This is a genomic window from Streptomyces mangrovisoli, assembly GCF_000974985.2.
Classification (GTDB): Bacteria; Actinomycetota; Actinomycetes; order Streptomycetales; family Streptomycetaceae; genus Streptomyces; species Streptomyces mangrovisoli.
The window spans coordinates 105,589-128,061 of sequence record NZ_LAVA02000018.1; the positions used below are offsets into that span (position 1 = coordinate 105,589).

Annotated in this window: 14 protein-coding genes; 8 read left to right on the forward strand and 6 right to left on the reverse strand. The window is 76.9% G+C overall.

Features of this window, described 5'->3' with window-relative positions:
- The first annotated feature begins 204 nt into the window (after positions 1-204).
- The 3 genes from WN71_RS09270 to WN71_RS09280 all read left to right on the forward strand — a co-directional run bounded on the left by WN71_RS09270 (position 205) and on the right by WN71_RS09280 (position 7,610).
- Positions 205-2,880 carry an AAA family ATPase gene (locus WN71_RS09270; RefSeq protein ID WP_046583974.1) on the forward strand — a complete coding sequence of 892 codons (2,676 nt, stop codon included), beginning with the start codon at positions 205-207 and terminating at the stop codon, positions 2,878-2,880.
- Positions 2,881-4,054: 1,174 nt separating this feature from the next.
- The gene (locus tag WN71_RS43215; RefSeq protein WP_046583975.1) at positions 4,055-6,628 is read left to right on the forward strand and encodes an AMP-binding protein; all 2,574 of its coding nucleotides are present in this window, start codon (positions 4,055-4,057) and stop codon (positions 6,626-6,628) included.
- A 253-nt stretch (positions 6,629-6,881) separates the two neighbouring features.
- Positions 6,882-7,610: an MBL fold metallo-hydrolase gene (locus tag WN71_RS09280; protein ID WP_046583976.1), complete on the forward strand. Its 729-nt coding sequence runs from the start codon at positions 6,882-6,884 to the stop codon at positions 7,608-7,610.
- Positions 7,611-8,231: 621 nt separating this feature from the next.
- On the opposite strand, the gene WN71_RS09285 is transcribed toward WN71_RS09280, so the two are convergent.
- Positions 8,232-8,531 (reverse strand): hypothetical protein, encoded by a 300-nt coding sequence (locus tag WN71_RS09285; RefSeq protein WP_046583977.1) that lies wholly within the window; start codon positions 8,529-8,531, stop codon positions 8,232-8,234.
- A 531-nt stretch (positions 8,532-9,062) separates the two neighbouring features.
- On the opposite strand from WN71_RS09285, the gene WN71_RS09290 reads away from it, so the two are divergent.
- The 3 genes from WN71_RS09290 to WN71_RS09300 all read left to right on the forward strand — a co-directional run bounded on the left by WN71_RS09290 (position 9,063) and on the right by WN71_RS09300 (position 14,233).
- Positions 9,063-9,386, forward strand: coding sequence for a hypothetical protein (locus WN71_RS09290; protein ID WP_046583978.1), 324 nt, complete (start codon positions 9,063-9,065; stop codon positions 9,384-9,386).
- 60 nt (positions 9,387-9,446) lie between these two features.
- Positions 9,447-12,827 (forward strand): helix-turn-helix transcriptional regulator, encoded by a 3,381-nt coding sequence (locus WN71_RS09295; protein ID WP_079177757.1) that lies wholly within the window; start codon positions 9,447-9,449, stop codon positions 12,825-12,827.
- Between the two features lie 338 nt (positions 12,828-13,165).
- Positions 13,166-14,233, forward strand: a complete 1,068-nt coding sequence (locus tag WN71_RS09300; RefSeq protein WP_240529605.1) for a 3-oxoacyl-ACP synthase III family protein — start codon at positions 13,166-13,168, stop codon at positions 14,231-14,233.
- A 129-nt stretch (positions 14,234-14,362) separates the two neighbouring features.
- On the opposite strand, the gene WN71_RS09305 is transcribed toward WN71_RS09300, so the two are convergent.
- The 3 genes from WN71_RS09305 to WN71_RS09315 all read right to left on the reverse strand — a co-directional run bounded on the left by WN71_RS09305 (position 14,363) and on the right by WN71_RS09315 (position 17,877).
- On the reverse strand, positions 14,363-15,169 hold the full coding sequence (locus WN71_RS09305) for a VOC family protein (protein WP_420856476.1): 807 nt from the start codon (positions 15,167-15,169) through the stop codon (positions 14,363-14,365).
- Between the two features lie 188 nt (positions 15,170-15,357).
- Positions 15,358-16,176 carry an AfsR/SARP family transcriptional regulator gene (locus WN71_RS09310; RefSeq protein ID WP_046583979.1) on the reverse strand — a complete coding sequence of 273 codons (819 nt, stop codon included), beginning with the start codon at positions 16,174-16,176 and terminating at the stop codon, positions 15,358-15,360.
- 348 nt (positions 16,177-16,524) lie between these two features.
- Complete coding sequence (locus WN71_RS09315; protein WP_240529606.1) at positions 16,525-17,877, reverse strand: aminotransferase class V-fold PLP-dependent enzyme; 1,353 nt, start codon at positions 17,875-17,877, stop codon at positions 16,525-16,527.
- 263 nt (positions 17,878-18,140) lie between these two features.
- On the opposite strand from WN71_RS09315, the gene WN71_RS09320 reads away from it, so the two are divergent.
- The gene (locus WN71_RS09320; RefSeq protein WP_046583980.1) at positions 18,141-18,458 is read left to right on the forward strand and encodes an acyl carrier protein; all 318 of its coding nucleotides are present in this window, start codon (positions 18,141-18,143) and stop codon (positions 18,456-18,458) included.
- Positions 18,459-18,498: 40 nt separating this feature from the next.
- On the opposite strand, the gene WN71_RS09325 is transcribed toward WN71_RS09320, so the two are convergent.
- Both WN71_RS09325 and WN71_RS09330 read right to left on the reverse strand, forming a co-directional pair.
- Entirely contained in the window at positions 18,499-19,713 is a 1,215-nt protein-coding gene (locus tag WN71_RS09325) for a helix-turn-helix domain-containing protein (RefSeq protein WP_046583981.1), read from the reverse strand.
- Between the two features lie 900 nt (positions 19,714-20,613).
- On the reverse strand, positions 20,614-21,402 hold the full coding sequence (locus WN71_RS09330; protein WP_052742963.1) for a response regulator transcription factor: 789 nt from the start codon (positions 21,400-21,402) through the stop codon (positions 20,614-20,616).
- A gap of 300 nt (positions 21,403-21,702) precedes the next feature.
- On the opposite strand from WN71_RS09330, the gene WN71_RS09335 reads away from it, so the two are divergent.
- Positions 21,703-22,359: a DUF1707 SHOCT-like domain-containing protein gene (locus tag WN71_RS09335; RefSeq protein ID WP_046583995.1), complete on the forward strand. Its 657-nt coding sequence runs from the start codon at positions 21,703-21,705 to the stop codon at positions 22,357-22,359.
- Positions 22,360-22,473 lie beyond the last annotated feature (114 nt).

Consider the following 22,473-nt stretch of genomic DNA (forward strand, 5'->3'; position numbering starts at 1 on the left):
CCCGGCGCGCGCAACCTCCCTGCCGCAGCCGGTCGTTCGACCCGAGAAGCCCTCCACGGCCGCCGCGGCCGCGTGAGGGCTTCGGTCGTTCTCGCGGGTGCCCCGGCCCGCGTGCGAGGCACCTCCGTTCCCGCTCGACCTGCCTTAGAGCCGTTGCTCCCACGCTGGCGCCCGGACCAACGGGCCAGCGACGGAAGGACGGCAATGGCGGAGACGGGCAGGATGTCGGTGGCCGGCGTGCGGGACACGCTCCTCGCCACCTGTGCGGTGGGGCGTTCCCGCACGGTGCTGATCGAGGGCCCGGCCGGCTGCGGCAAGACCCATCTCCTGGACACCGTCGCCCAGCGGGCGCGGGACGCCGGGGCGCTGGTGCTCACCGCCGCCGCCACCCCGGCCGGCCGGCGCACACCCCTGGGCATGCTGCGCCAACTCCTGGACCAGGCACCGGCGTTCGCGCTGCCCGCCACCGCCGCGGCCGGAACCGTCCCGGCGGGGCGGGCGGCCCGCATCTTCTGTGCCGAGCTGACCGCGCTCGCCCAGCACGGCCCGGTGGTCGTGTGCGTCGACGACGCGCAGCACGCCGACGCGCGGTCCCTGGCCGTGCTGCGGCACGTCGTGGGGCACGCCCATCCGGCCCCGGTGCTGGTGGTCGCCACCGTCGCCGCGCACGCCGGAACACCGGTGTTCGCGGACGAGTTGCTGCGCCGCACCCATGTGCGCCGGATCCGGCTCGCCCCGCTGTCCCGGCAGGAGTCCGGCGCCGCGCTGGCCGACCGGCCCGCCGCAGATCAGGCCCGGCTGCACCACCTCAGCGGCGGCAACCCGCGCCTGTTGCGGGCCCTGGAGGAGGAACTGCGCGAAAACGAGCGCCGACCGGGAGCGGCGGCGGTCGACGGCGCTGTCCCGGCGCAGGCACCTGCGCCTGCGCCGGGCGGGCGCTACGCCGCCGCGGTGCTCGCGTGCCTGCGTTCCAGTGGGCCCGCCGCCGTGGCCGTGGGCCGGGCGCTGGCCGTACTGGACGAGCACGCCGCCGAACCCCTGCTGGCCCGTCTGCTGGCCGACTCCCCGGAGACGGCCGCGGCGGGCCTGGTCGCGCTGCGCTCCTGCGGGCTGCTCACGGGTCTGCGGTTCGCGCATCCCGCGGTGCGGACCACCGTCCTCGCGGACGCCCCGGCCGCCGAGTGCGCCCGGCTGCACCGGCGAGCCGCACGGGCCCTGCACACGGCCGGGGCTCCGGCCGCCGTCGTCGCCGCGCACCTGTTGACGCCGCACGCGGTCGGCGTACGGCGCCCGGCCCGCGCGCGGGACGCCGGCCTGCTGCGGGCCACCGCCGAGGAGCTGTTGGCCGCGCACCGTCCGCAGCAGGCCGAGGCGCTGCTGGAACTCGCCCACTCCGTCGACCCGGACCGGGCCGGCCGCGCGGAGGCGGCCCTGCGGCTGGCTCAGATCGCCGCCCGCCGCGACCCCGACACCGCTCTGCACCGGCTGCGGGCGCTGACCGGCACCCATCGCACGGACACCCCGGTCACCCCCGCCGCCCCAGGTACCTCGGCCACCGCGGACGTCGGCGGGGACTCCGGCTGGGGCGGTCGGCTGGCCGCGCTCCTGCTCGTGCAGGGGCGTATCGAGGAGGCGGCCCGTTGGGCCACGGCCGGCGGACACGGTTGGGACGGGGTACTGGACGCCGATCCGCAGGCGAGCGTGGAGCTGCTCTGGTCCGCGCCGCTCACGGACGACACCTTCGCCCCGCTCGCCCTGGCCCTGCGCACCCTGATCTGCGCGGCCCGCCCGCGTGAGGCGGCGGAGGCGGCCGGGCGGCTGGCCGGGCAGGCCGCCGCGAGGAAGGCGCCCGGCTGGCGGGCGGTGTTCACGGCCCTGCACGCCGAGGCGCTGCTGCGCGGCGGCGACGCGACCGCCGCGAAGAAGCGGGCCGCGGCCGCACTCGCCGCGTCGGCCGGGAACGCACTCGGAACGCCCGGCCCGCTCACCGGCCCCGGAGGAACTGGAGGACCTGGAGGACCCGGCAGCTTCGCCCGCGGCTCCGGCGGCTCCGGCGGTGTGCGTACGGCGGCGGTGGCGGTCCTGGTCGAGGCGTGCACCGTACTGGGCGAGCACCAGGAGGCCGCCCGCCACGCCGCGTCAGTACCGCTGCGGACACGGTCGGCCGGGGCGTACACCGCCCACCACCTGCGCGCCCGAGGACTGGCGCATCTCGCCGGCGGCCGGCCGCAGGCCGCGCTCGCGGACTTCCGCCGGGTGGGCCGCCTGCTCGCGGCGTGGCAGGCGGACCGGCCGGTCTGGCTGCCGTGGCGCACCGACGCCGCCGAGGCGCTGCTGCGGCTGGGCCGCACCGCTGCGGCCCGCGAGTTGGCCGAGGCCCAGCTGACCGGCCCGGACGGGCACCGGCCGCAGGTGCGGGAGGCGTGCCTGCGGCTGCTCGCGGCGGCGGGCCCCGACGGCGGGCCGAGCACCGGCGAAGGGCCGGGCACCGCGTTCGCCACGGGAGCGCCGTACGGTCCGGGGGCCCGCCGCCGGACCTCCCCGGCCGCCCCCACCGCCGTCCCGGGCACGCCGGGCACGGCCGACGGCGGGCTGCCTCTGCACCTGCTCGACGGCCCCGACCGGCAGATCGCCGAGCTCGCCGCCGAAGGCCTGACCAACCGCCAGATCGCCACCCGGCTGAACCTGGCGCTCTCCACCGTCGAACGGCGCCTCACCCGCGTCTACCGCACCCTGCACGTCCCCGGCCGAACCGGTCTGCCCGCCGGCCCGAGGACCGACGCGCGCTGGTCACGGGTGGCGCGGACACGGCGGGAACCACCCGCGAGCGGCTCGACTCCAGGCCGGCCTCCGGCAGGGAGTCGAGCAGACGCTCGGTGAGCCGCGCGCCTGGATGGTCCTCTCCCGGCACCCGCGCCTCCTCCGGCCGGCCGAGGGCAGCGCAGGCCCGCGCCAGGTAGTTGGCGGCCCACCAGGTGCGTGGGCGTAGTCCCTGCCCGGCCCCGCCTCGAAGGAGCGGTGGAGGGCTTCGGGACGGCCGACAACCCCCGCGGCGCCGGTGACCAGGTCGGCCGGGTCGCTCGCGGGTGGGTGGGGCAGCAGGGCCATCCAGCGTGCCGAGGCGGCGCCACCTGGTAGGGGACAAGCGCCGGATCCTCCGCACGCACCCACCGGACGACTTCGTACGCCCCGCAGAGCCGGTGCGCGTACCCGGCGGCCGGGCCGGGTCCTGCCCACTCGCCGCGGCCGTCCATGGCCACCACGGCGACAGTGCGCCCGCGCCGATGCCGCGCGGTCGGCGCGGAGACGCACCCGTGCGCATGCCCCGCCCCGGGCCACCACCGCCGCCGTTGCCGCTCGCGCCCCGCCTCCGATCCCGCCTCCGATCCCGTCACCGGGGAAGCCGGGCCGCTCGGGCGGCGTCCCGAGGTGCCGTCCGCCGCCGTCGGCAGTTCCCGCCGGACCGCCTCCTCCCCCAGCCCGTACAGGGCCGGAGCCTTCAGCGCGCTCAGCATCGGCGGGCGGGAGTGTCGTCGAGCCGCAGCGGGACGACCGGGTCGCGGCCTGCCCCGCGTGACCGACGAACAGCCATGATCCGGGCGCCGTCCCGAACGGCCAAGCCCCGAGCGCCGCCAAGCCCCAAGTGCCGCCACACCCCGAGTGCCGCCCCGCCCTCTCCCGGAGCGATCGCGCCCCGTCGCGCCTCCGAGGCCCTCCCGTCGTGCGCGCTCCCCCGTCACCTCCGTACCGCGGCGCGTTCCCGAGGCTGCAATCCGCCGGGCCCGCCCGGACCCGCTTGCGGTCAACTCCCCCGCACGGATGGCCTCGACGGGATGCCCTACGACCGTGGCGGACGCGGTCGCGCCCCGGGCGCCCTCCCGTCCCACCCCACCGGCGCGCCCCTCCGAGGGCTACCCGGCCTGCCGTCTGGCAACGCCGCGACCTGCGCTTCGATCCGTACTCCAGTGCTTCGTGAGGGAGCCTCAGGAACAACTTGCCAGCATCTTGGCAAGGTTTTGCCAAGCCGGAAGGCGCGGTCGAAGGAGCGATCCCCATGTCCACCATCTTGGGCAACCAGCCCGGCACCCCCTTGCAGGAGATCGTCCGCGACCTGTTCGCCGAGGTGTTGCGGCTCCCCCGCCACGAGGTCGGCCCCGATGACGACTTCTTCCGCCTCGGCGGCCCGGCCGCGGACGCGGGCCGGCTGCTGGAGCGGGCCCGCGAGGTGCTCGGCGTCGATCTGGGCGACCGCGCGCTGGAGGAGGCGCCCACCCCGCAGATGTTCGCCGAGCTCTTCGGCGACGTACCCGTCGCGGTGATGGGGCCCTGCGGCTCGGGCACCGACAGCGCGCTGCTGCCGCTGCGGCTGCGCGGCCCCCTGGACGTACGGGCGCTGGAGGCGGCGCTGGAGGACCTGGGGCGCCGCCACGAGACGCTGCGCAACTCGCGGCTCGGCGCGGCGGGCACCCGGCTGCGGGTGCTGGGCGCCCGCGAGCACCTGCTGGAGCTCGCCGTGCCCGGCGACACGATCGATCTGTGGTCGCAGCTGCCGCTGGCCGCGGAGCTGTCCCGCGCCTACGCCGCCAGGATGGCGGGCTCCGTCCCGCACCGCCGTCCCGCCGCGCTCGACGCGGCGCGCCGCGCGGTCTTCGGCGACCTGCCGCCCACCCCGCTGCCGGGCAGTGCCCTGCCGCACGCCGGGCACAGCCCGTACGGCCACCTGGAGACCCGCCTGGACGCGGCGGTCCACGACCGGCTGGTGCGGTTCGCCGCCGGACACGGGGCGAGCGCGTTCATGGTGGTGCACGCCGCGCTGACCGCGCTGCTGGCCCGGCTCGGCCCCGGCGACGAGGTCACCGTCGCCGCGCCCGTCCCGGCCCGTGACACGGCCTCCCTGCGCGAGGCGGTCGGCCCCTACGGCAGGCTGCTCGCGCTGTCCGTGGACGCCACCGGCGACCCCGCCTTCGGTGAGCTGCTGGGCCGGGTGCGGGCCGTGGACCTGGGCGCCTACCGCAACGGTGAGGCCGCCCTCGCACTGCCCGGCGGTGTCGCACTGGCGGTCCTCCAGGAGCCGGTCGGCACCGTCGAGGCGGCCGGTCTGGACATCACCCCGCTGCCGCCCCGGCTGCCGGTGCCCCCGGCCGACCTGGCGCTGACCCTGATCGAACACCACGAGCCGACCGGCGCCCCCGCCGGACTCACCCTGCACACCGCCTACCGCACCCGCGGCGTCGGCGAGGACGCCGCCGCCTCCTTCACCGCCCGGCTCACCGCCGTACTGGAGACCGCCCTGACCGATCCGTCCGCCCCGCTGAGCCGGCTGCGGCTGCGTGCCGCCGCGGAGGCCGGGGGCGGGGTGTGGGCGGGCGAGAGCGCCGCACTGCCCGACGGCACCGCGGCCGGGTTCTTCGCCGCGCAGGCAGCCCGCACGCCCCGCTCGACCGCCGTCACCGGCATGGACTACGCCGAACTGGACGCCCGCTCCGACCTGTTGGCCCATGTCCTGCTCGCGCACGACGCCGGCCCCGGCACCACCGTCGTCACCGCGCTGTCCGACCCCACCGGGTTCGCGGTCGCCGCGCTCGCCGTCGCCAAGACCGGCGCCGCGCTGCTGCCCGTCGACCCCGCCGATCCGCTGCCGGAGACCCTCGAACCGCTCCGTGCGGCCGTCCTGCTGCTGGACGAGACCGCCGACCTGCGCCTGCCCGCCGTGCGCGGCGCCGCCCGCCTGGTGCGCGACGCGGCCGCCGACCGACTGCCGGCCGCCGGTTGCTGGCCGGTGGAGGAGAGCGACCTGGTGCGGCCGGTCGACCCCGACGACGCCGTGGTGCTCGCCCCCAGCGAGGACGGCACCGTCGTCATCGGCGCCGAGAGCGTCGCCGCCGCCCTGCTCGCACCGCCCGCCGACGCCGCCTGGCTGGTCGAGGGCTACCCGGACGCCGAGGACGCCCTCGGCCTGCTCGCCGCCCTGGTCAGCGGCGCCCGGGTGCACGTCCCGGCGGACGACCTCACCCTGACCGTGCCGCAGGAGACCCTGCGCTGGCTGCGCGAGGCGGGGGCGAGCACCGTGCTGGGCGGCAGCGACGAGGTCCTGCGCGCCCTGGCCGCCCTCGCGCTCGCCGAGGACACCGCGCTGACCGTCAGCGGCGGCTGGCCCGAGGGCCGGCTCGTCGTCGACCTCACCCCCGGCGGCCCCGTGCGGCCCGCACCCGGCTACCGCGCCTACGTCCTCGACGCCCACCTGCACCCGGTCGCCCCCGGCGCGACCGGAGCCCTCTACATCTCCGGCGCCGGTGTCGCCCGCGGCTACGCCGACGCCCCCGGAGCCACCGGCGAGCGCTTCCTGCCCGACCCCTTCGGCGGCCCCGACGGGGACACCGCGCGCATGTGGCGCACGGGGCACGCCGCCCGCGTCAGCGCCGACGGCAACCTCCATGTCCTGGACCACCCGGCGGAGGACGACCCCTTCGCCGACGAGTTCGCCACCTTCGTGGTCGTCGCCGACGCGACCGGTCACCGCGCCCTGTGGCCGGCCTCGGCCGCCGTCCCGGAGGGCTGGGACGCCACGCACACCGAGGACCACTACGAGCTGTGCCTGGACCACCTGAACGACCATCGGTCGGCCTGACCCGGCCGGTACGGGCCGATCCCGACCGATCCGCTCCGGTCCGGCGACCACCACCTACTGGGTCCGGCACGGCCGACCGCGACCGGCTCGGTCCGGCACGGCCGACATGACCATCCGCGCCCACCGAACCGGGCGCGAACCCGCCGCCCCGTCCGCGTCCCCCGCGGGCGGGGCGGCGCTGCGCGATCCAGGCGCACCGAAGCGCACGACCGCGGACTCCAGCGCCGGTCACCGCGTGTGGGACCATGCGCCGGTGCGCGAGCTGACCTTGCTGGGTACGTGCGGCGCCTGGCCGGAAGCGGGGCGGGCGGCGAGTGGCTTCCTGCTGGAGGCCGACGGCTTCCGGCTGGTCCTGGACCTCGGCTACGCCACCCTGCCGCGGCTGCTGTGCCTACGCGCGGCGAGCGAGCTGGACGCCGTCGTCATCACGCACGAACACCCCGATCACTGCGCCGACTTGAGCGCCCTCTGTCGAGCGCTGCGGTTCGGCGGGGAGCGGGATCGGCGCGTGCCCCTGTACTGCCTGCCGGGCGTGCTCGTACGGGTGCAGGCTATGGAGCCGACCGAAGGGCTGCGCGACGTCTTCGACCCGCGTCCGCTGCCGGGCAGCCACGAGGTGGGGCCGTTCCGGCTGGACTCGCGGCCGCTCCCCCACCATGTGCCGCACGCGGGCGTGCGGTTGACGGCTCCCGGACTGACCCTGGCCTACAGCGGCGACGCCGGCCCCGATCGCGCGCTCGGCGAACTGGCGGCCGGGGCCGACCTGTTGATCGCGGGGGTCACCCTCCAAGGTCCGGCCACCGACCCGTATCTGCTCAGCGCGGCGCAGGCGGGCCGGTGGGCCGCCCGCGCGGGGGCGAGGCGCCTGCTGCTCACGCATTTCTGGCCCGGCGCCGAGCGCGGCCGGTCCGTCGCGGAGGCGCGGGCGGCGTACGACGGGGAAGTGCTGGCCGCGGCCGAGGAGTTGACCTTGGCTCTCTGACGGCAATGGCCTGCGGAACGCGCAGCGTGCCCGGACCGGCCGCAGCCGCGCCGGAGCCGTGCTCGCGGGACGCCGGAGCCGGGCCGGTTCACGCGCGGTTCGAGCGGGGCGCGAGGATTCCACGAACGTTCCTCGAGCGGATCCGGGCAAGGTCTTGAGCGTCAAGCCGACCGCGCCGCCACGCTGTTAGCCGCGTCCAGGAGCCGACCATGCAGCAGCCGCTTCCCACCCGCCACCCCGACGCCGATCGCGGCACCGGGACAGGCGAGCCGCGCCGCGTGCCCGCCCCCGCGTCGGGGCCGGCGCTCGGGCCCGTGTCTGGACCCGCATCCGGGTCCGCATCCGGGTCCGCGTCGGGAGCCGAGCCCGCTTCGGCTTCCGGGCCGGTGCCGTCGTCCGCGGCCGCGCCCGTACCGCTGTCGCTGTCGGTGCCGGTGCCGGAGGACGACATCGGCTGGCCGACCCGCTGAACCCGCGCGCCCCGAACACTCCGCACCCGCACCCGCACCGGCACCGGCACCGGCACCGGCACCCGGCGAGCTTCACCGACGGCGGCACGGCCACACGGACAATCCACAGGGCCGTACGACCGCGCGGCCCCGAGGGCCGGTCCGCCGGCCGCTAGCGGGACCGCTCCGTGCCCGCCGCTCCACGCCGTGCCAGCGGGAAGTCGCGCTGCTCCACCACCCTGCCCTCGGGGTCGAAGCGCAGTTCCACCAGCCGCCAGGCCGGCTCGCCGCCGTCCGGATCGGCCACGCGCACGGTGACGCGGTCGTCCTCGGCCAGCACGCTGTCGCAGCGTCCCGCGCCGGCCGACTCCACCAGGCGGCGGGCGACTTCCTTGTTGCGCGTCTGGTGGGCGTGGCGGGTCAGCAGTCGGTGCAGCATCCCGCTCAGATCGGTGCCCAGGGCCAGTGTCATCGTCGTGGCGCCCCCTTCTGCTTCCGCGTTCGGCCCCCGCCGGACCGTACGGCGGGCGGCGCCTCCCATCATCTCGACGGCCCTGGAGCCCGGTTGGAGAGCGGCTCCACCCCCGAGCTCACGGCGCCACACGCCCGTACGGTCGCGGGCGCGCGGCCGACGCGGTCCGTGCGCCGGGCCGATTCCGGCCGAATCGGTGGCCCCCACGCGCCCGCATCCGGCCGGAACCCACCGCTCGGCCGGCCCGCAACCCGGGTTGTGCAGGCAAAACGGGCGCGCCACCCCTACCGCGCGTGGGGGGCGCCAGGGTTGTAGGGGGCCGGGTGTGTTGCCTCCCGCGAATCCGCCGCAGGACGATGAGGGCGGAATATCCGCGTCAGGCCCGCCGCGCCGTACGCGCCCTCCGGTCCCCCCACCCCCGGTGCCGTCCGCTCTCCTGCTCCTTTCCGTGTCGGTCTCCCGGGGGCCGGGCCCCGGCGCGCGGCGCGAGGCGGGTGCGGGCCCGGGACGGCCCGTGGTCGGGAGGTGGGTGTGCGTGTGCGACCGGTGCCCGGGATCAGCGTCCGGGTCGACGCCGACGGATACCTGGAGCTGGTGACGCGGACCCCGGGCCGCCCGGACCGCCGACTGCGCTGCCCACCCACCGGCACCCTGATGTGGATCACGCTGCGCCGCTGCGACGGCGACATCGCGCGGGCCGCCCGCCAGCTCGCCGCGCTGTGGCCGACCGACCCCGCCAACGCCCGCGCCGACCTGGAGCTCTGGGTGGAGGAGCTGCGCGACGCGGGCGTACTGCGCGCCGACCCCCGGCCCCCTCCCCACCGCTCCTCCGGCCCGGCTCGACCACCCGTGTAGGGGTCCCCACCACGCTGACCGACGTCAGGGGTGACCTTTACGGCCCGGAACGGGGGGACCATGAGGTTCGTTGGCAGGACGGCGGTGCTCGACGCCTTGGACCAGGCCCTCGCGGACTGCGCGGCCGGCACCTCCGGCACCGTTCTGATCGAGGCGGCCGCGGGCCTGGGCAAGAGCGCCCTCGCCGACACCGTCGCCGAACGCGCCGCCGCGGCGGGCGCCCTCGCGCTGAGCGCGGTCTGCTACGCCGACGAGCAGCGCCTCCCGCTCGGCGTCCTGCACCGCCTCGCCCTCGGCCACCCCTCGCTCGCCCCGGCCACGGGCATGTCCGAGGCGCGCGCGGCGGACCGGCAGGCGTTCTGCACCGGCGTGCACGCGCTGAGCGAGCGGAGCCCGGTCGTGGTGTGCGTCGACGACCTCCATCACGCCGACGACGCCTCTCTTGCCCACCTGCACCACCTCGCCCGGCACTCCCGCGGCCGACGGGTGCTGCTGGTGGCGACCGCCGCCGCGCACCACGACGGCGCCGCTCCCGCCTTCCTCACCGAGCTGATGCGCCGGCCCGGCTTCCGCCGGATCCGCCTGGAACGGCTGACCCCCGCCGAGACCGCCCACGCCGCCCACGCCTGCCCCGGCGGCCCCCGCGCCACGGCCCTGTACGCCGCCAGTGGCGGCAACCCCCTGCTGCTGCGCGCCCTGCTCGAGGAACACGCCCCGCAGCAACCGGAACCGATGCCCGGCCGCACCGCCCGATACGCGGACGACGGCGGGTACGCAGACGACGGCGGGTACGCGGACGGCGGCGGCAACGCGGACGGCGGCGGCAACGCGGACGACACCGGACGCGCGGCCAGGGACTGCGCGGACGACGGCGGCAACCCGGACGACACGGGGTGCGCGGACGGGAACTGCGCGAACGACGACTGCGCGGACCCGGTGGCCGGACCGCCCGTACCGGCGGCCAACGGTCCCTACGCCCAGGCCGTGACCGCGTGCCTGCGCAGCAGCGGCCCCGCGGCGCTCGACGTCGCCGCCGCGGCGGCCGTACTCGACGGCGCTGCGTCCGCGGCGCGCGTGATCCGGCTGCTGGGCGGCGCGCCGACCGCGGCCCAGGACGCCGTCGCCGCGTTGGAGGCCGCCGGGGTGCTCGACGGCGGCCGCATACGTCATCCGGCGGCCCGCGAGGCGGTGCTCGCCGGGCTCGGTGCCGAGGAGCACACCGCGCTGTGCCGGGGGGCGGCGCGCGTGCTGCGCGAGGACGGCGCCCCGCTCCCCGACGCGGCCGCCCCGCTGCTGGCCACCGCGCGCGGCACGGCCGGAACGGGCGGGGCGGGCGGTCCGGCGGGTGCGGCCGGTACGGGCGGCACGAGCCGTGGGGGCGGCGTCGGCGGCGCGGATCGCGCGGTGTTCGCCGCCACCCCGGCCGAGACCGACCTGCTGCGCGCCGCCGCCGAGGAGCTCCTCGCCCGCGACGAGGCCGCCGTCGCGCTGCGCCTGCTGGAACTCGCCCACGCCACCTGCACCGATCCGCCGCGGCGCGACACCCTGCGCGTGCGACTGGCCCGAGCGACGTGGCGGATCGACCCGGTCGCGGCCGAGGCGCATCTGGAGGCGGCCCTCGAAGCCCTGGCGGCGGACCGGGCGGCGGGTGAGCAGGTGGTGCAGCCGCTGCTCCAGTTGCTGCACGCGCAGGGCCGTATCGCGGACGCCGCCGCCGTCCTGACCGCCCAGCAGCCGCCGCACCCGTTCGACGCCACGCATGACGACCTGGGTCGACGCCCCGGCGGCCCGCACCCGGACACGCCGAGCGGCACCCGCCCCGGGTCCGACACCGGTACCGGCACCTACGACGGCTGGGGGACCGAGCCCGCCACCGGCACCGGCCTCGACGACCGCCGGCCCCGCGAGACCCAGGACGCCCTGGACAGCCTGCTGTCCCGCCGCGAACGCCCCGGCGGTCCCGGCCGCCCCGACCAGCGTGAGCAGCCGGACCGCCCCGAGGAGCCGGAGCGGTGGGACCGCCCCGAGCGGCCGGGAGAGCAGCCGGACCGGTGGGATCGGCCCGAGCGTCCGGAGGACCCGGAGCGCCCCCACCGCTGGAACCGTCCGGACCAGCCGGACCCCTGGAGCCGGCAGGACCGACCGGCGGTCCCGGCGCGACCGGCCCACCCGAACCGCCGGGGCGGCCCGGAGCGTCCGGCGGCGGCCCCTCCCCTCCCCGGCCCCCTGGACGCCGTACTGGACGCGGACACCGCCGAGACCGAGCGCCTGCTGCACGCCACGCAGCTGACCGAGGCGACCTGGGCCCCGCTCGCCCAGGCCGTGCAGTCGCTGCTGCTGGGCCCTCGGCCGGAGCGGGCGGTGCTGTGGAGCGGGCGGCTGCTGGAGGAGGCCGCACGGCGCGGCGCGCCGGGCTGGCAGGCGGTGTTCGGCACCTGGCACGCCGAGGCGCTGGCCCGCACCGGGGACTTGGCGGGCGCTGCCCGGCACGCGGCGCAGGCGCTGGAGACGCTGGCCCCGGTGTCGGCGTCCGTGTACGCCTGCGCGCCCGCGGCGGTGCTGATACGGGTGCGCGGCGCCCTCGGCCAGTACGCGGAGGCGTCCCGGCTGCTGGACGTGCCGCTGGCCCCGGGGGCGCTGTCCGGCGTGCACGGGCTGGCCTGGCTTCGGGCGCGCGGGCTGCATCAGCTGACGGCACGTCAGCCGCAGGCGGCGTTGGCGGACTTCGTACGGGTGGGCCGCCTGATGGAACGCTGGGGCGTGGACCGGCCGGCGCTGCTGCCGTGGCGGACCGACGCCGCGGAGGCGCTGTTGCGGCTGGGCCGCCCGCAGCAGGCGGAGCAGCTGGCGAGCGCCCAGCTCGCCCTGCCCGACGGGCAGCGGCCGTGGGTGCGGGGCCGGTCGCTGCGGGTGCGGGGGCTGGCCGCGGGCGCGCCGCGTCGGCGGCTGGCGCTGCTGACCCAGGCGCACCAGGAACTGGGCCGGTGCGGGGACCGGGTGGCCGCCGCCCGCGCGCTGGCCGATCTGGGGCAGGCGATGCAGGGCGAGGGCGGCGCGGCGGCCAAGGGCAACGCGATGATCCGTACCGCGTGGAACCTGGCCAAGGAGTGCGGTGCCGAGGCGCTGTGCCGGGAGATCCTGCCCGACGCGCCGTCCGCGCCGGTCGCGCCGTCCGGCCGTACCTCCGGTGCCGCGCGGCCCGAACAGCGGCCGCGCGAGCGGAGCGTGTTGAGCGGCTCCGAGCAGCGGGTGGCCACGCTGGCGGCGCAGGGGCTGACCAACCGGGAGATCTCGGCGAAGCTGTATCTGACGGTCAGCACGGTCGAGCAGCACCTCACCCGGGTCTACCGCAAGCTGCACATCAGCAGCCGCGGGGACCTGCCGGTGGAACTCGCGGCCGGCGCCCGCACCGCGCCGGCCGGCCTCCCGGGCGCCCCCTGATGCCCGCCCGCCGCCTCCCCCCGCGCGAGCGCCCCCTGGCGTCGTCCCGCGACCGCCACGACCGCCGTCACCGCCACCGTGACCGCCATCTCCGCCGCCGTGACCGCCATGTCCGCCGTCACCGTTCCGGTGCCCGCCCTCGGCCCCTGCCGTACCCCTGTCGTACCCCTGTCGGCGCGGGGCGAAGGGCCCGTGGAAGTGAGGGGTTCACCGGCCCGGACGCGGTTCCTACCGTGGATCGCGGGGCCGTCCGTCCGCCGTGACGCGCCGCCGACGTCCGCTCCCGCCGGCGCACCGCCGCGCTGCCGCACGCCCATCGAAGATCCCAGGAGTCGACCGTGACCGAACAGTCCACCGCCAGGCCGGATGCCCCGGGCATAGGAATCCTCGGCACCGGCTCGTACCTTCCGGAGGCGAAGATCTCCAACGAGCCGGTGGCCGAGCGGGCGGGGGTGACCGACGAGTGGATCCAGCGCAAGACCGGCATCCGCTCGCGCCGCTACGCCGCCGACGACGAGGCCACCTCCGACCTGGCGGTGCACGCCGCGCGCGCCGCGCTCGCCTCGGCCGGGGTGCGCGCGGAGGACCTCGGCTGGATCGTCGTGGCGACCTCCACCCCCGACCAGCCGCAGCCGGCCACGGCCTGCATGGTGCAGGAGCGGATCGGCGCCGTCCGGGCGGCCGCGTTCGACCTCAACTCCGTGTGCAGCGGCTTCGTGTTCGCCCTGGCGACGGTGGCCGGGCTGCTGGCGCAGCGCGCGGCCGGCACCACGAGCCCGCCGCTGGGACTGGTGATCGGCGCCGACCTGTACTCCCGCATCATCGACCCGGCGGACCGGCGCACGGCGATCCTCTTCGGCGACGGCGCGGGGGCGGTGGTGCTGGGCGCGGTGCCGTCCGGCCGCGGCATCATCGGTTCCCATCTCGCCAGTCACGGACATCTCAGCGACCTGATCCGGGTCGAGGCCGGCGGCAGCCGTGCCCCGGCCTCCGCACGGACGCTCGCCGAGGGCGGGCACTACTTCAAGATGAACGGCCGCGCCGTCTTCGAGTACGTCCAGCGGGAACTGCCCCGCGCGGTCTCGGACGTCCTGAAGGCCTACGCCGTCGAGCCGGACGAGGTCGACCACTTCGTGCCGCACCAGGCCAACGGTGTCCTGCTCGGCACGATCCTGCCGGAGCTCGGCCTGCCCCGGGCCCGCACCCATCTCACTGTCGCGGAGCACGGCAACACCAGCGCGTCGTCGATCCCGCTGGCCCTGGACGAGGCGAACCGGCAGGGCGCCCTCAAGGACGGCGAGGTGGTGCTGCTGGCCGGCTTCGGCGGCGGTATGTCCCTGGGCGCCACCCTGTTGCGCTGGACCGGTCCCGCGCACACGCCGGTCCGGTCGGCGGCGGCCGCCTGAGAGGACCGCGCGCGGGTCACGCCCGCCGCGACGGGTGCCGTACGACCGTGGGAGCGCGTGCCCGGTCCGGGCGCGGGGGCCGTGGGCAGGCACCCGCGCCCGGACGTGACGGACGTGGCCCGGCCGGGGTCAGGCGGGCTGCTGCGGCACGGTGGCCGCGATCACCGAGAAGACGGCGCCCTGCGGGTCGGCCAGTACGGCCATCCGGCCCGCGACCATGTCGAACGGCGGGGCGAGCACCGTGGCACCGGCCCGTGCCGCGGCGGCGACCACGCTGTCGACGTCGTCGACGGCGAAGTAGACCATCCAGTGCGGCGGGGTCCCGGGCGGGGCCTGGTCGAGGTTCATCATGCCGCCGACGGCCCGGTCGCCGACCTGGAACTCGGTGTAGCCCTCGGCGCCCTCCATCGCGGACGGGACGGGGTTCATCGGCAGCGTGGCCGCGTAGAAGCGGCCGGCGGCCTCGGGGTCGCTGGTGCTCAGCTCGCTCCAGATCAGCGCGCCGTGCTCGTTGACGGTCCCGGCGCCCGGGAACGACTTCGCCTCCCAGAGCCCGAACACGGCGCCCTGCGGGTCGGCGACGACCGCCATGCGGCCGAGGTCCATGACGTCCATGCCCGGCATGACCACCTTGCCGCCGACGTCGCCCGCCTTGCCGAGGGTGTCGTCGACGCTCTCCGTGGCCAGGTACGTCGTCCAGACCGCCGGCGGCATCGGGTCGGGGCGGGAGCCGTCGGGGTTCATGGCGGCCATGATCCCGGCGACCGGGCGGCCCTTGAGCGTGCAGACCGCGTACCCGCCGGTCTCGGGCGGGCCGATCTCGCCCTGCCAGCCGAAGAGGTCGCGGTAGAAGTCGATGGCGGCCTGCTGGTCGGGGATCATCAGATCGATCCAGCAGGGGGTGCCGGCCAGGTAGGGGGTGTTCTTCTCGGGCACTGGAGCTCCGTCGGGCGATGGTGGGGAAGAGACGGCCCGTCCATACCCGCCCTTCCCGCCCGACCAATCCACCCATTCGGGTGATACAGCACCCGAACGGCCGTACGACGTCGCGCTCGGCGGCGTGCGGGCGGGGGCGTTGGAGCGGCGTGGCGCGGGAGGGTGTGCCGTCCCGCGCCGCGCCGGGATCAGGCGGCGAACAGGTCGAAGGTGGAGGTGCGGCGCGGGCCCGCGAGCACGTCCAGCTGCGGGTCGACGGTGAGCATCGCCTGGTGCAGCCGCTGGAGCTGCGGCGAGGGCTCCACCCCCAGTTCGCCGATGAGACGGCCGCGCAGTCGGCGGTAGACGTCCAGGGCGGCCGCCTGGCGCCCCGACCGGTACAGGGCCACCATCAGCTGCGAGTGCAGTCCCTCGTGCTGGGGATGACGGGCGGTCAGCTCCGTGAGCTCGGCGAGCAGTCCGGAGTGCCGGCCCAGGCGCAGATCGGCGTCGATGCGCCGCTCCACGGTCACCAGACGGCTCTCCTGGAGGCGTACCACCTCGATCTGGAGCACGGGCCCGGTGCGTACGTCGACCAGGGCGGGGCCGCGCCACAGCTCCAGGGCGCCGCGCAGCCGGGCGGCGGCGACGAGGTTGTCGCCGTGCTCGAAGGCGGCCTGGCCCTCGCGCACCAGCCGTTCGTAGGTGTGCACGTCGACGCTCTCGTCGGGGACCTGGAGCACGTAGCCGCCGTAGCGGGTGGCGAGCACGTCCTTGGCGGCGCCGGCACCGGTGCCGAGGGCGGTGCCCAGGCGCCGGCGCAGTTGCAGGATGTACGTCTGCAGCGTGGTGAGCGCGCTCTGCGGCAGGGTGCTGCCCCAGATCTCCTCCATCAAGGTGGGCACGGGCAGCACCCGCCCCGGGTACAGGGCCAGCAGCGCCAGCAGTTGGCGTGGCTTGCCCGCGCTCGGGACGATCGATCCCCCGTTGACCTCGGCGTGCAACGGTCCCAGAACCTGCATCCTCACGGTGTCCTCCGCGTCCCCCGCACGGCGCCGGGTGCTTGTCCGTGGACTGGCGCATGGCCGGAAATCATCCGGCTTCCCACGCTAGCCGCAGGCCGCGTGCGCCCCGCATTCCTCCAGCGGCTCTTGAGCGGACGTCGATACGGTCCCGAGCCCGCGCCCGGCCGCCGGGCGGCGCGCCATGTCCACGCGCCGCTCGTGGACTTCGGCCGAGCGGCGCAGGTCGCGGGCGGTCCGTACAGCCCGGGGCGGGGGCGGTGAGAGGGTCCGGGAGGGCGCGTGGCGCCGCTGCGGCGGCCCGTCGCGCCCGGTGGCCGGCCCGGCGCCGCCGGGCGGGGGCGGGGCCGGGTGTCAGGCGCGGGCGCGACCGTCCACCGGGCGCTGCGCGCCCCTTCCGGCGCGGCGCCAATGGCGCGTTCCGCTTCCGCTTCCGCTCACGCTTCCCTTTCCGGGGTTTCCGTTTCCGGCAGCAGCCGTGGGCCTGCGGACGGGAACGGCGGCGCGCGCGGGCGCGGGCGCCGACACGGGGGCCGGATCGACGACGTCGACCGGGGTGGCCGGGTCGGCGTCCCGGACGCTGTCGCGCAGGGCGGCGGCGAAGCGGGCGAGGTCCGTCTCGGTGGTGTCCGGGCCCAGGGAGGCGCGCAGCAGGGCGGGGCCGGGCAGCAGCGGGGTGTGGTCGGCGGCCGTCTTGCCGACCAGGACGCCCCGTCCGGCGAGCCGGTGCGCCAGGCGGGCGGCGCCCAGGCGGGGATGCCCGAAGGCCAGGACGGCGGGCACGCGCGGGTCGGCGCCACCGCCGCGCGGGTCGACGAGGTCGGCGACGGCGGGGAGGTCGCCGGGACTGGGGACGCCGGGGAGAACGGGGACGCCGGGGAGAACGGGAACATCGGACAGACCGAGGAGGTCGGTGAAGGCCGGCTCCCGGCCGCCGGCCGCCGCCACCGCCGCGCGCAGCCGCGGCATGAGCACGGTGGCGGGCCCGGCCGGACGGGCCAGGGCGGCGTTCAGAGCGGCCACGGCGGCGTCCGCGGGCGGGACGGGCGCCGCGGTGCCGTACGGCGCGAGGGCGGCGGTCAGCCGGGCTCCGGTGCGGGCGAAGCCGACGCCGTAGGGGCCGCGCAGGAAGCGCCAGCCGTCCGCGGTCAGCAGGTCGCAGCCGATGCGCGCGGCGTCCACCGGCAGGTGGCCCACGGCGTGGGCGGCGTCGACGGCGTACAGGCAGCGCGCGCCGGCGAGCAGCCGTCCCACCTCCTCGACCGGGCCGAGCGGACCGGCCCCTGCGGGCACGTGCACCAGCGACACCAGCGCCACGTCGTCGTCCAGGTGAGCCGCCATCCACGCGACGTCCACTCCGCCGTCGGCGCGCAGCGGGACCACCTCCAGCCGGCAGCCGGTGCGGTCGCGCAGCGCCAGCAGGGTGCCGAGCTGGGCGGCGCCCTCGTACGGCGTCGTCCACACCCGTTCGCCGCGCCCGAGCGGCAGCCGCGCCACCAGGGTGCGGAAGGCCTCCGCCGCGCCGGGGAAGAGCACCACCTCGCCGGCCGGCACGTTCAGCAGGCGGCCCAGCCGCCGGTACACCTCGTCCTCGACGACCTCCGCCACCCGGTCCCGCAACGCGTGCGGCCCGCCGCGGTCCGCCAGGCGTACGCACTCGCCCAGCACCGCTCGTACCGCGGGGGGCATCCATCCGGTATCCGCCATGTCCAGGCGCACCATCGCGGCCACGACCAGCCCCTCCCCTCCTCCGTCGGCGACACCTCGGGGAAATGTTCTGCCTCGATCCCTGACAGCTTTGGCAATACCTTGCCAACGGACGGACGCCTTGGCAACGCCCGCTCCAGCGAGGCTCCAGGCGGCCCACCCGGTACGTGACGAACCGTCACCTGACCGATGGTCGACGGGGGTTCGAGCGGGGTGCGCGAGGGTGCTGGCCCATGCCCATGCCCGCAGAGGAAGGCCCTTCGATGGCCTCAGCACCCTGGAACGAGACGTTCGAGACCGCCCTGCGGCGGGGGCTGCCCGGCCTGCCCGCGGGCGAGGCCCTGCCGGCCGATGTGCCGCTGGACGCCTACGGGTTGGACTCGCTGGCGCTGATCGGTGTCGTCGGCGCGCTGGAGACGGCGTTCGGGGTGGGCCTGACGGGACGGGTCACCGTCCCCGTGCGCACGCTGACGGCCCGCCTGTTGTGGCGGGCCGTGGAGACCGCGCGCAGGGCGGATGGGGACGACGGCCGGGCGGGCGGAGCGGGCACGCCGGGGCCCAGCCCCTGGGCGCTGGCCTGACCGCGCTCGGCGCTCCCCACGCAGGACGGGCGCGGAGCCCTCAGGCGGGGCGGTGGATCTGGGTGAGGGCCTCGGCGAGGATGCGCCAGATCTCCGCGGCGAGGTCGATGTTGGCGTCCTGCTGGGCCTGTTCGGCCAGGGCGCGCAGGCCGCGGATGCCGCTCTCGTCGCCCGCCAGGGCACGCAGCTGGTGGCGCAGGACGTCCAGCCGGACGCGGTCGCGGTAGGTCATCCGCAGTTCGTCGCGGGCGAGTTCGCCGAGCAGGGAGCGGGCGTCGTCGTAACGGCCGGTGAGGAACGCCAGGTCGGCCTTGAGCTGGGTCAACTCCTGGCGCAGGGCGTCGGTGCCGACGTAGGCGAGGGCGCCCTCGGCCTCGGCGATCAGATGCTCGGCGGCGTCGGGCTGCGGCGGGACCTTCTGGAGGTGCAGCCGGCCGCCGGCCAGTCGCAGGCGCAGCCACAGGGTGAGGTCCTCGGCGGCGGCGAAGCCGTCCAGGGCCTGTTGCAGGCACTCCTGCGCGGACGGGTAGTCGCCCTGGCGCATCCGCACCGCGGCCGCGGTCCACACCGCCTCCGCCCACAGGGTGTCGCTGCGGCCGTCCACGAGGGCGGTCAGTTCGTCGGCGCGGCGGCGGGCGTCGGGCAGCCGGCCCGCCTCGGCCTGCACCGAGACCAGCGCGAGCAGCACCGCGACCCGGTCCTCGACGCCGACGTCCGTGCCGTCGGCGAGCCGCAGGGCGTGCTCGGCGGCCTCCAGCGCGGCCGGGATCTCGCCCAGCGAGCGCAGGCAGCGCGCCAGCCGGGTCAGCCCGCGCACCTGCAACGGCGCGAGGGCGACCTCGTCGCCGAGCCGCACCAGGTCCTCCAGCAGGGCGCGTTCACCCGCGTGGTCGCCCTGGGCCCGGCAGGCCGCGGCGAGCAGCCACAGCGCCTGCCAGCGCAGCACCGGCGACTCGTGGGCCTCGGCCGCGTACGCGTCGCGCAGGGTGGCGACGGCCTCCGGCGACCCCGTGGAGGCGGCGAGCGTCAGGGCGTGCGCGAGGGACCCGGAGGCCGGCTCCTCGAAGTCGGCCGGCTGCACCCCGAGCCGGGCCGCGAGATAGGCCACGGCCCGCTCGGTGGGCTGGCGCGCGCCGGACTCCAGGCGCGAGAGGTACCCGGTGGACATGCCGTCGCCGGCGAGCGCGGTCTGCGACAGGCCGTGGGCCTGGCGCAGCTTCCTCAGACGGCGTCCGAACGCGGGCTGCTGGAGCATGGGCCATTCCCTCGGTAGGCGGCGGGCGCGGGGCATGTGCCGACGGCACGCGAGCGGCGCGGGCGGGCTCCGGGCGGCGACCGACCCGGGACCACCGAGCGTAGGGCCCGCGGCAACACGCGGGCAAACCTTTGCCAGCCTCCGTCCGGCCTGCTCCGGCCGCGCTCCCGGACCGCTCGAGCGGCCCTGGACGATTCCTGGCGTACGTCAGGACGGCGCCTCCAGCCGTCGGGTCGTAAGGGGACAAAACAGGGCGGCGGACGGCCGGGAGAACCCGGCGGCGGAGGCGAGGAGCCGCCCTGGGCCCCGGCCTTGTCAGGAGGGTTGTACAGCGGTACATACGGGACACGCGTGCGGGGGAAACGGGGGACGGGGATGGGAGTGCTGTGGCGCCTGGGAGTTGAGCCGAGGCGCGAGCAACAAGAGGCGGAGCGCCAGGCGGCGCGTACGCGGCTGCTGCACAAGCCGCTCCAGGAACTTGTGGCGGACCTTCCGGAGTTCCGGGGGATCGTGCCGCTCCTCGTGTGCGACTACGAGTCCATGGACTCCGAGGCGGAGGACTCCCTGGACGAGCGCGACTGGCTGACGGTGCGCCGCATGACGATCGGCGCCTTCAGCGCGGCGAAGGCTCGCGGCGACCTACCGGGACTCGCTGGCGTGCCTCGGGGGCGGATCGTTGGGCGCCTCCATCAGCGTGCTGCTCCGCCTCGGCGCCGACCACCGGGTTCCGCACCGCACGACGTCCAAAAGGACGGCGCTCTACCGCATCACCTTGGGCTGGCTCTTCGCGGCCGGCATCCTGTGCATGGTCAAGGGCCATATCGTGGCGATCTTCCCGGACCCGACGGAGACCTTGCTCAAGAGCGACGACCCCCACCGTGGTCACCGGGGCCGATGGGGTCACCGTGGCCGTCGGATGCCCGCTTCGAAGGCGTAGATGGCGGCGTGGACGCGGTTGCGCAGCCGCAGCTTGTGCAGCAGGTTCTGCACGTGCGTCTTGACCGTGTGCTCGGACACGCTCAGCGCCGCGGCGATCTCCGCGTTGGTCAGGCCCCGGGCGAGCAGGTCGAGGACCTCGCACTCGCGGTCGGTGAGCCGCCCCGGGTCGACGGCGGAGACCCGCGGTGTGTCGTCGCCGGTGCCGGAGGCGGTCAGCAGGCGGTAGCCGGCCGCGGCCAGGACCACCGCGGAGGCGACCTGCCCGGCGTCGGCGCCGGCGGGAAGGTGGCCGCGGGCGGCCGCCCAGCGCCCGGCCGCCGTCTCCGGGCCGCCCAGCACGAGGATCCCGGCGCGCTCGCCCGCCTCCCGGCCCACCAGCTCCCGCTGCTCCGCGGTCAGCGAGCGGCCGTGCACCACCAGCACCTGGGGGCGGCCGGCGCGCAGCGCCGCGGTGATCCGCACGTCGGGGGCGCTCTCACCGACCACGCGGATCCCGGTGTGCCCGGTGAGCAGGGTCCGGATCCCGACCCGGGCGAGCGGATCCTCCCCGACGACCAGCACCCGCACGGCGGCGGTCTCCGCCTCCCCGCCCTGCCCCGTCTCCCCCGCGTGCCCGCTTCCCAGAGTGTCCCGGCGGTCCCGGGCGCGCGGTGGGGACGCGGCGGGCGGCGGGTCGTCCGGCGTGCGGACGGGGCCCTGGGGGCGGGGCGCGGAGGGCAGCACATGCAGCGCGACCTGCGGCTCGTCCATGACCGCCCCCTCGCCCCCGTGTCACTCACGCCCGGTGACAGCCACGGTAGTGCCGTACGGCCCGTCTTCCGGATCTTCCTCCAGCGCTTCCCTAGCGCGCCCCGTCCGGGCCTGGGCCGGGACACGGCCCGGATACGACCCCACGCGGATACCACCCCAAGCGGGCGCGACTCCGGCCGCGCGGACGATCAGACCCCGGTGGCACGGTTGTTGTCGCGCGTGGCCGTCGGCATGATGGACCCCCGTGCCGTACGCCGGCACCGGCCGCCACCAGCCGTTCGACAGGACCAGGACATGACCATGTCGGGAGAGATCACGCCCACCGGGAAGGGCTCCGGCCCCGGCTCGCCGCCGGAACTGCGGGCCTCCCACGCGGACCGTGACCGGGTGGTGGACGTCCTGCGCGTCGCGGCCGGGGACGGCCTGCTCGACGCCGACGAGTTGGACGAGCGCGTGGAGGCCGCCCTGTCGGCGCGGACGCTGAGCGAACTGGCTCCGCTCACCGCCGATCTGCCGGCCGTCCGCACGGGGGACGCCGCGGCCAAGGACGTGGTCCGGATCGAGCAGATCCACAGCAGCGCGATCGTGCGCACGGGGCGCTGGGTGGTGCCGCGGACGATGGAGCTGGCGGTCACGTACTGCGCGGTCACCCTCGACTTCACCGACGCCGTGATCACCCACGACACGTTGCGGATCGACGTGGCCATGGTGGGGAAGACCCTGACGCTGATCACACCGCCGGGCGTCGAGGTCGACACCGACAGTCTGCAACTCGTCCACTGCAGGATCAGGCACCGCCCGGCCCCCGCCCGCCCGGGCACCCCGGTTCCGCCGGTCTCCCTGCGCGTGGAACTGGTCGGCCAGAAGGCGCACGGCCGTATCGTGATCCGGCCCGCGCGCCGGACGTTCGTGCAGTGGCTGCTGCGCGGAGCCGCACCCGGCCCCGCGGACGGCTGATCCCGTTCCTACGGCGGTGGCGACCCGCCCCTGGGGCGGTCCCGACGGCGGCCCGCCGCGGGGCCGGGCCGCTGCCACGGCGGGCCGTCACCCCGAGACCGACATGCCGGGACC

Bases quoted from the DNA above. Each gene is read 5' to 3' on its own strand.
- WN71_RS09320 (WP_046583980.1), top strand. From the start codon at position 18,141: ATGGCCTCAGCACCCTGGAACGAGACGTTCGAGACCGCCCTGCGGCGG.
- WN71_RS09295 (WP_079177757.1), top strand. From the start codon at position 9,447: ATGAGGTTCGTTGGCAGGACGGCGGTGCTCGACGCCTTGGACCAGGCC.
- WN71_RS09285 (WP_046583977.1), bottom strand. From the start codon at position 8,531: ATGACACTGGCCCTGGGCACCGATCTGAGCGGGATGCTGCACCGACTG.
- WN71_RS09315 (WP_240529606.1), bottom strand. From the start codon at position 17,877: ATGGCGGATACCGGATGGATGCCCCCCGCGGTACGAGCGGTGCTGGGC.
- WN71_RS09330 (WP_052742963.1), bottom strand. From the start codon at position 21,402: ATGGACGAGCCGCAGGTCGCGCTGCATGTGCTGCCCTCCGCGCCCCGC.
- WN71_RS43215 (WP_046583975.1), top strand. From the start codon at position 4,055: ATGTCCACCATCTTGGGCAACCAGCCCGGCACCCCCTTGCAGGAGATC.
- WN71_RS09325 (WP_046583981.1), bottom strand. From the start codon at position 19,713: ATGCTCCAGCAGCCCGCGTTCGGACGCCGTCTGAGGAAGCTGCGCCAG.
- WN71_RS09335 (WP_046583995.1), top strand. From the start codon at position 21,703: ATGTCGGGAGAGATCACGCCCACCGGGAAGGGCTCCGGCCCCGGCTCG.
- WN71_RS09270 (WP_046583974.1), top strand. From the start codon at position 205: ATGGCGGAGACGGGCAGGATGTCGGTGGCCGGCGTGCGGGACACGCTC.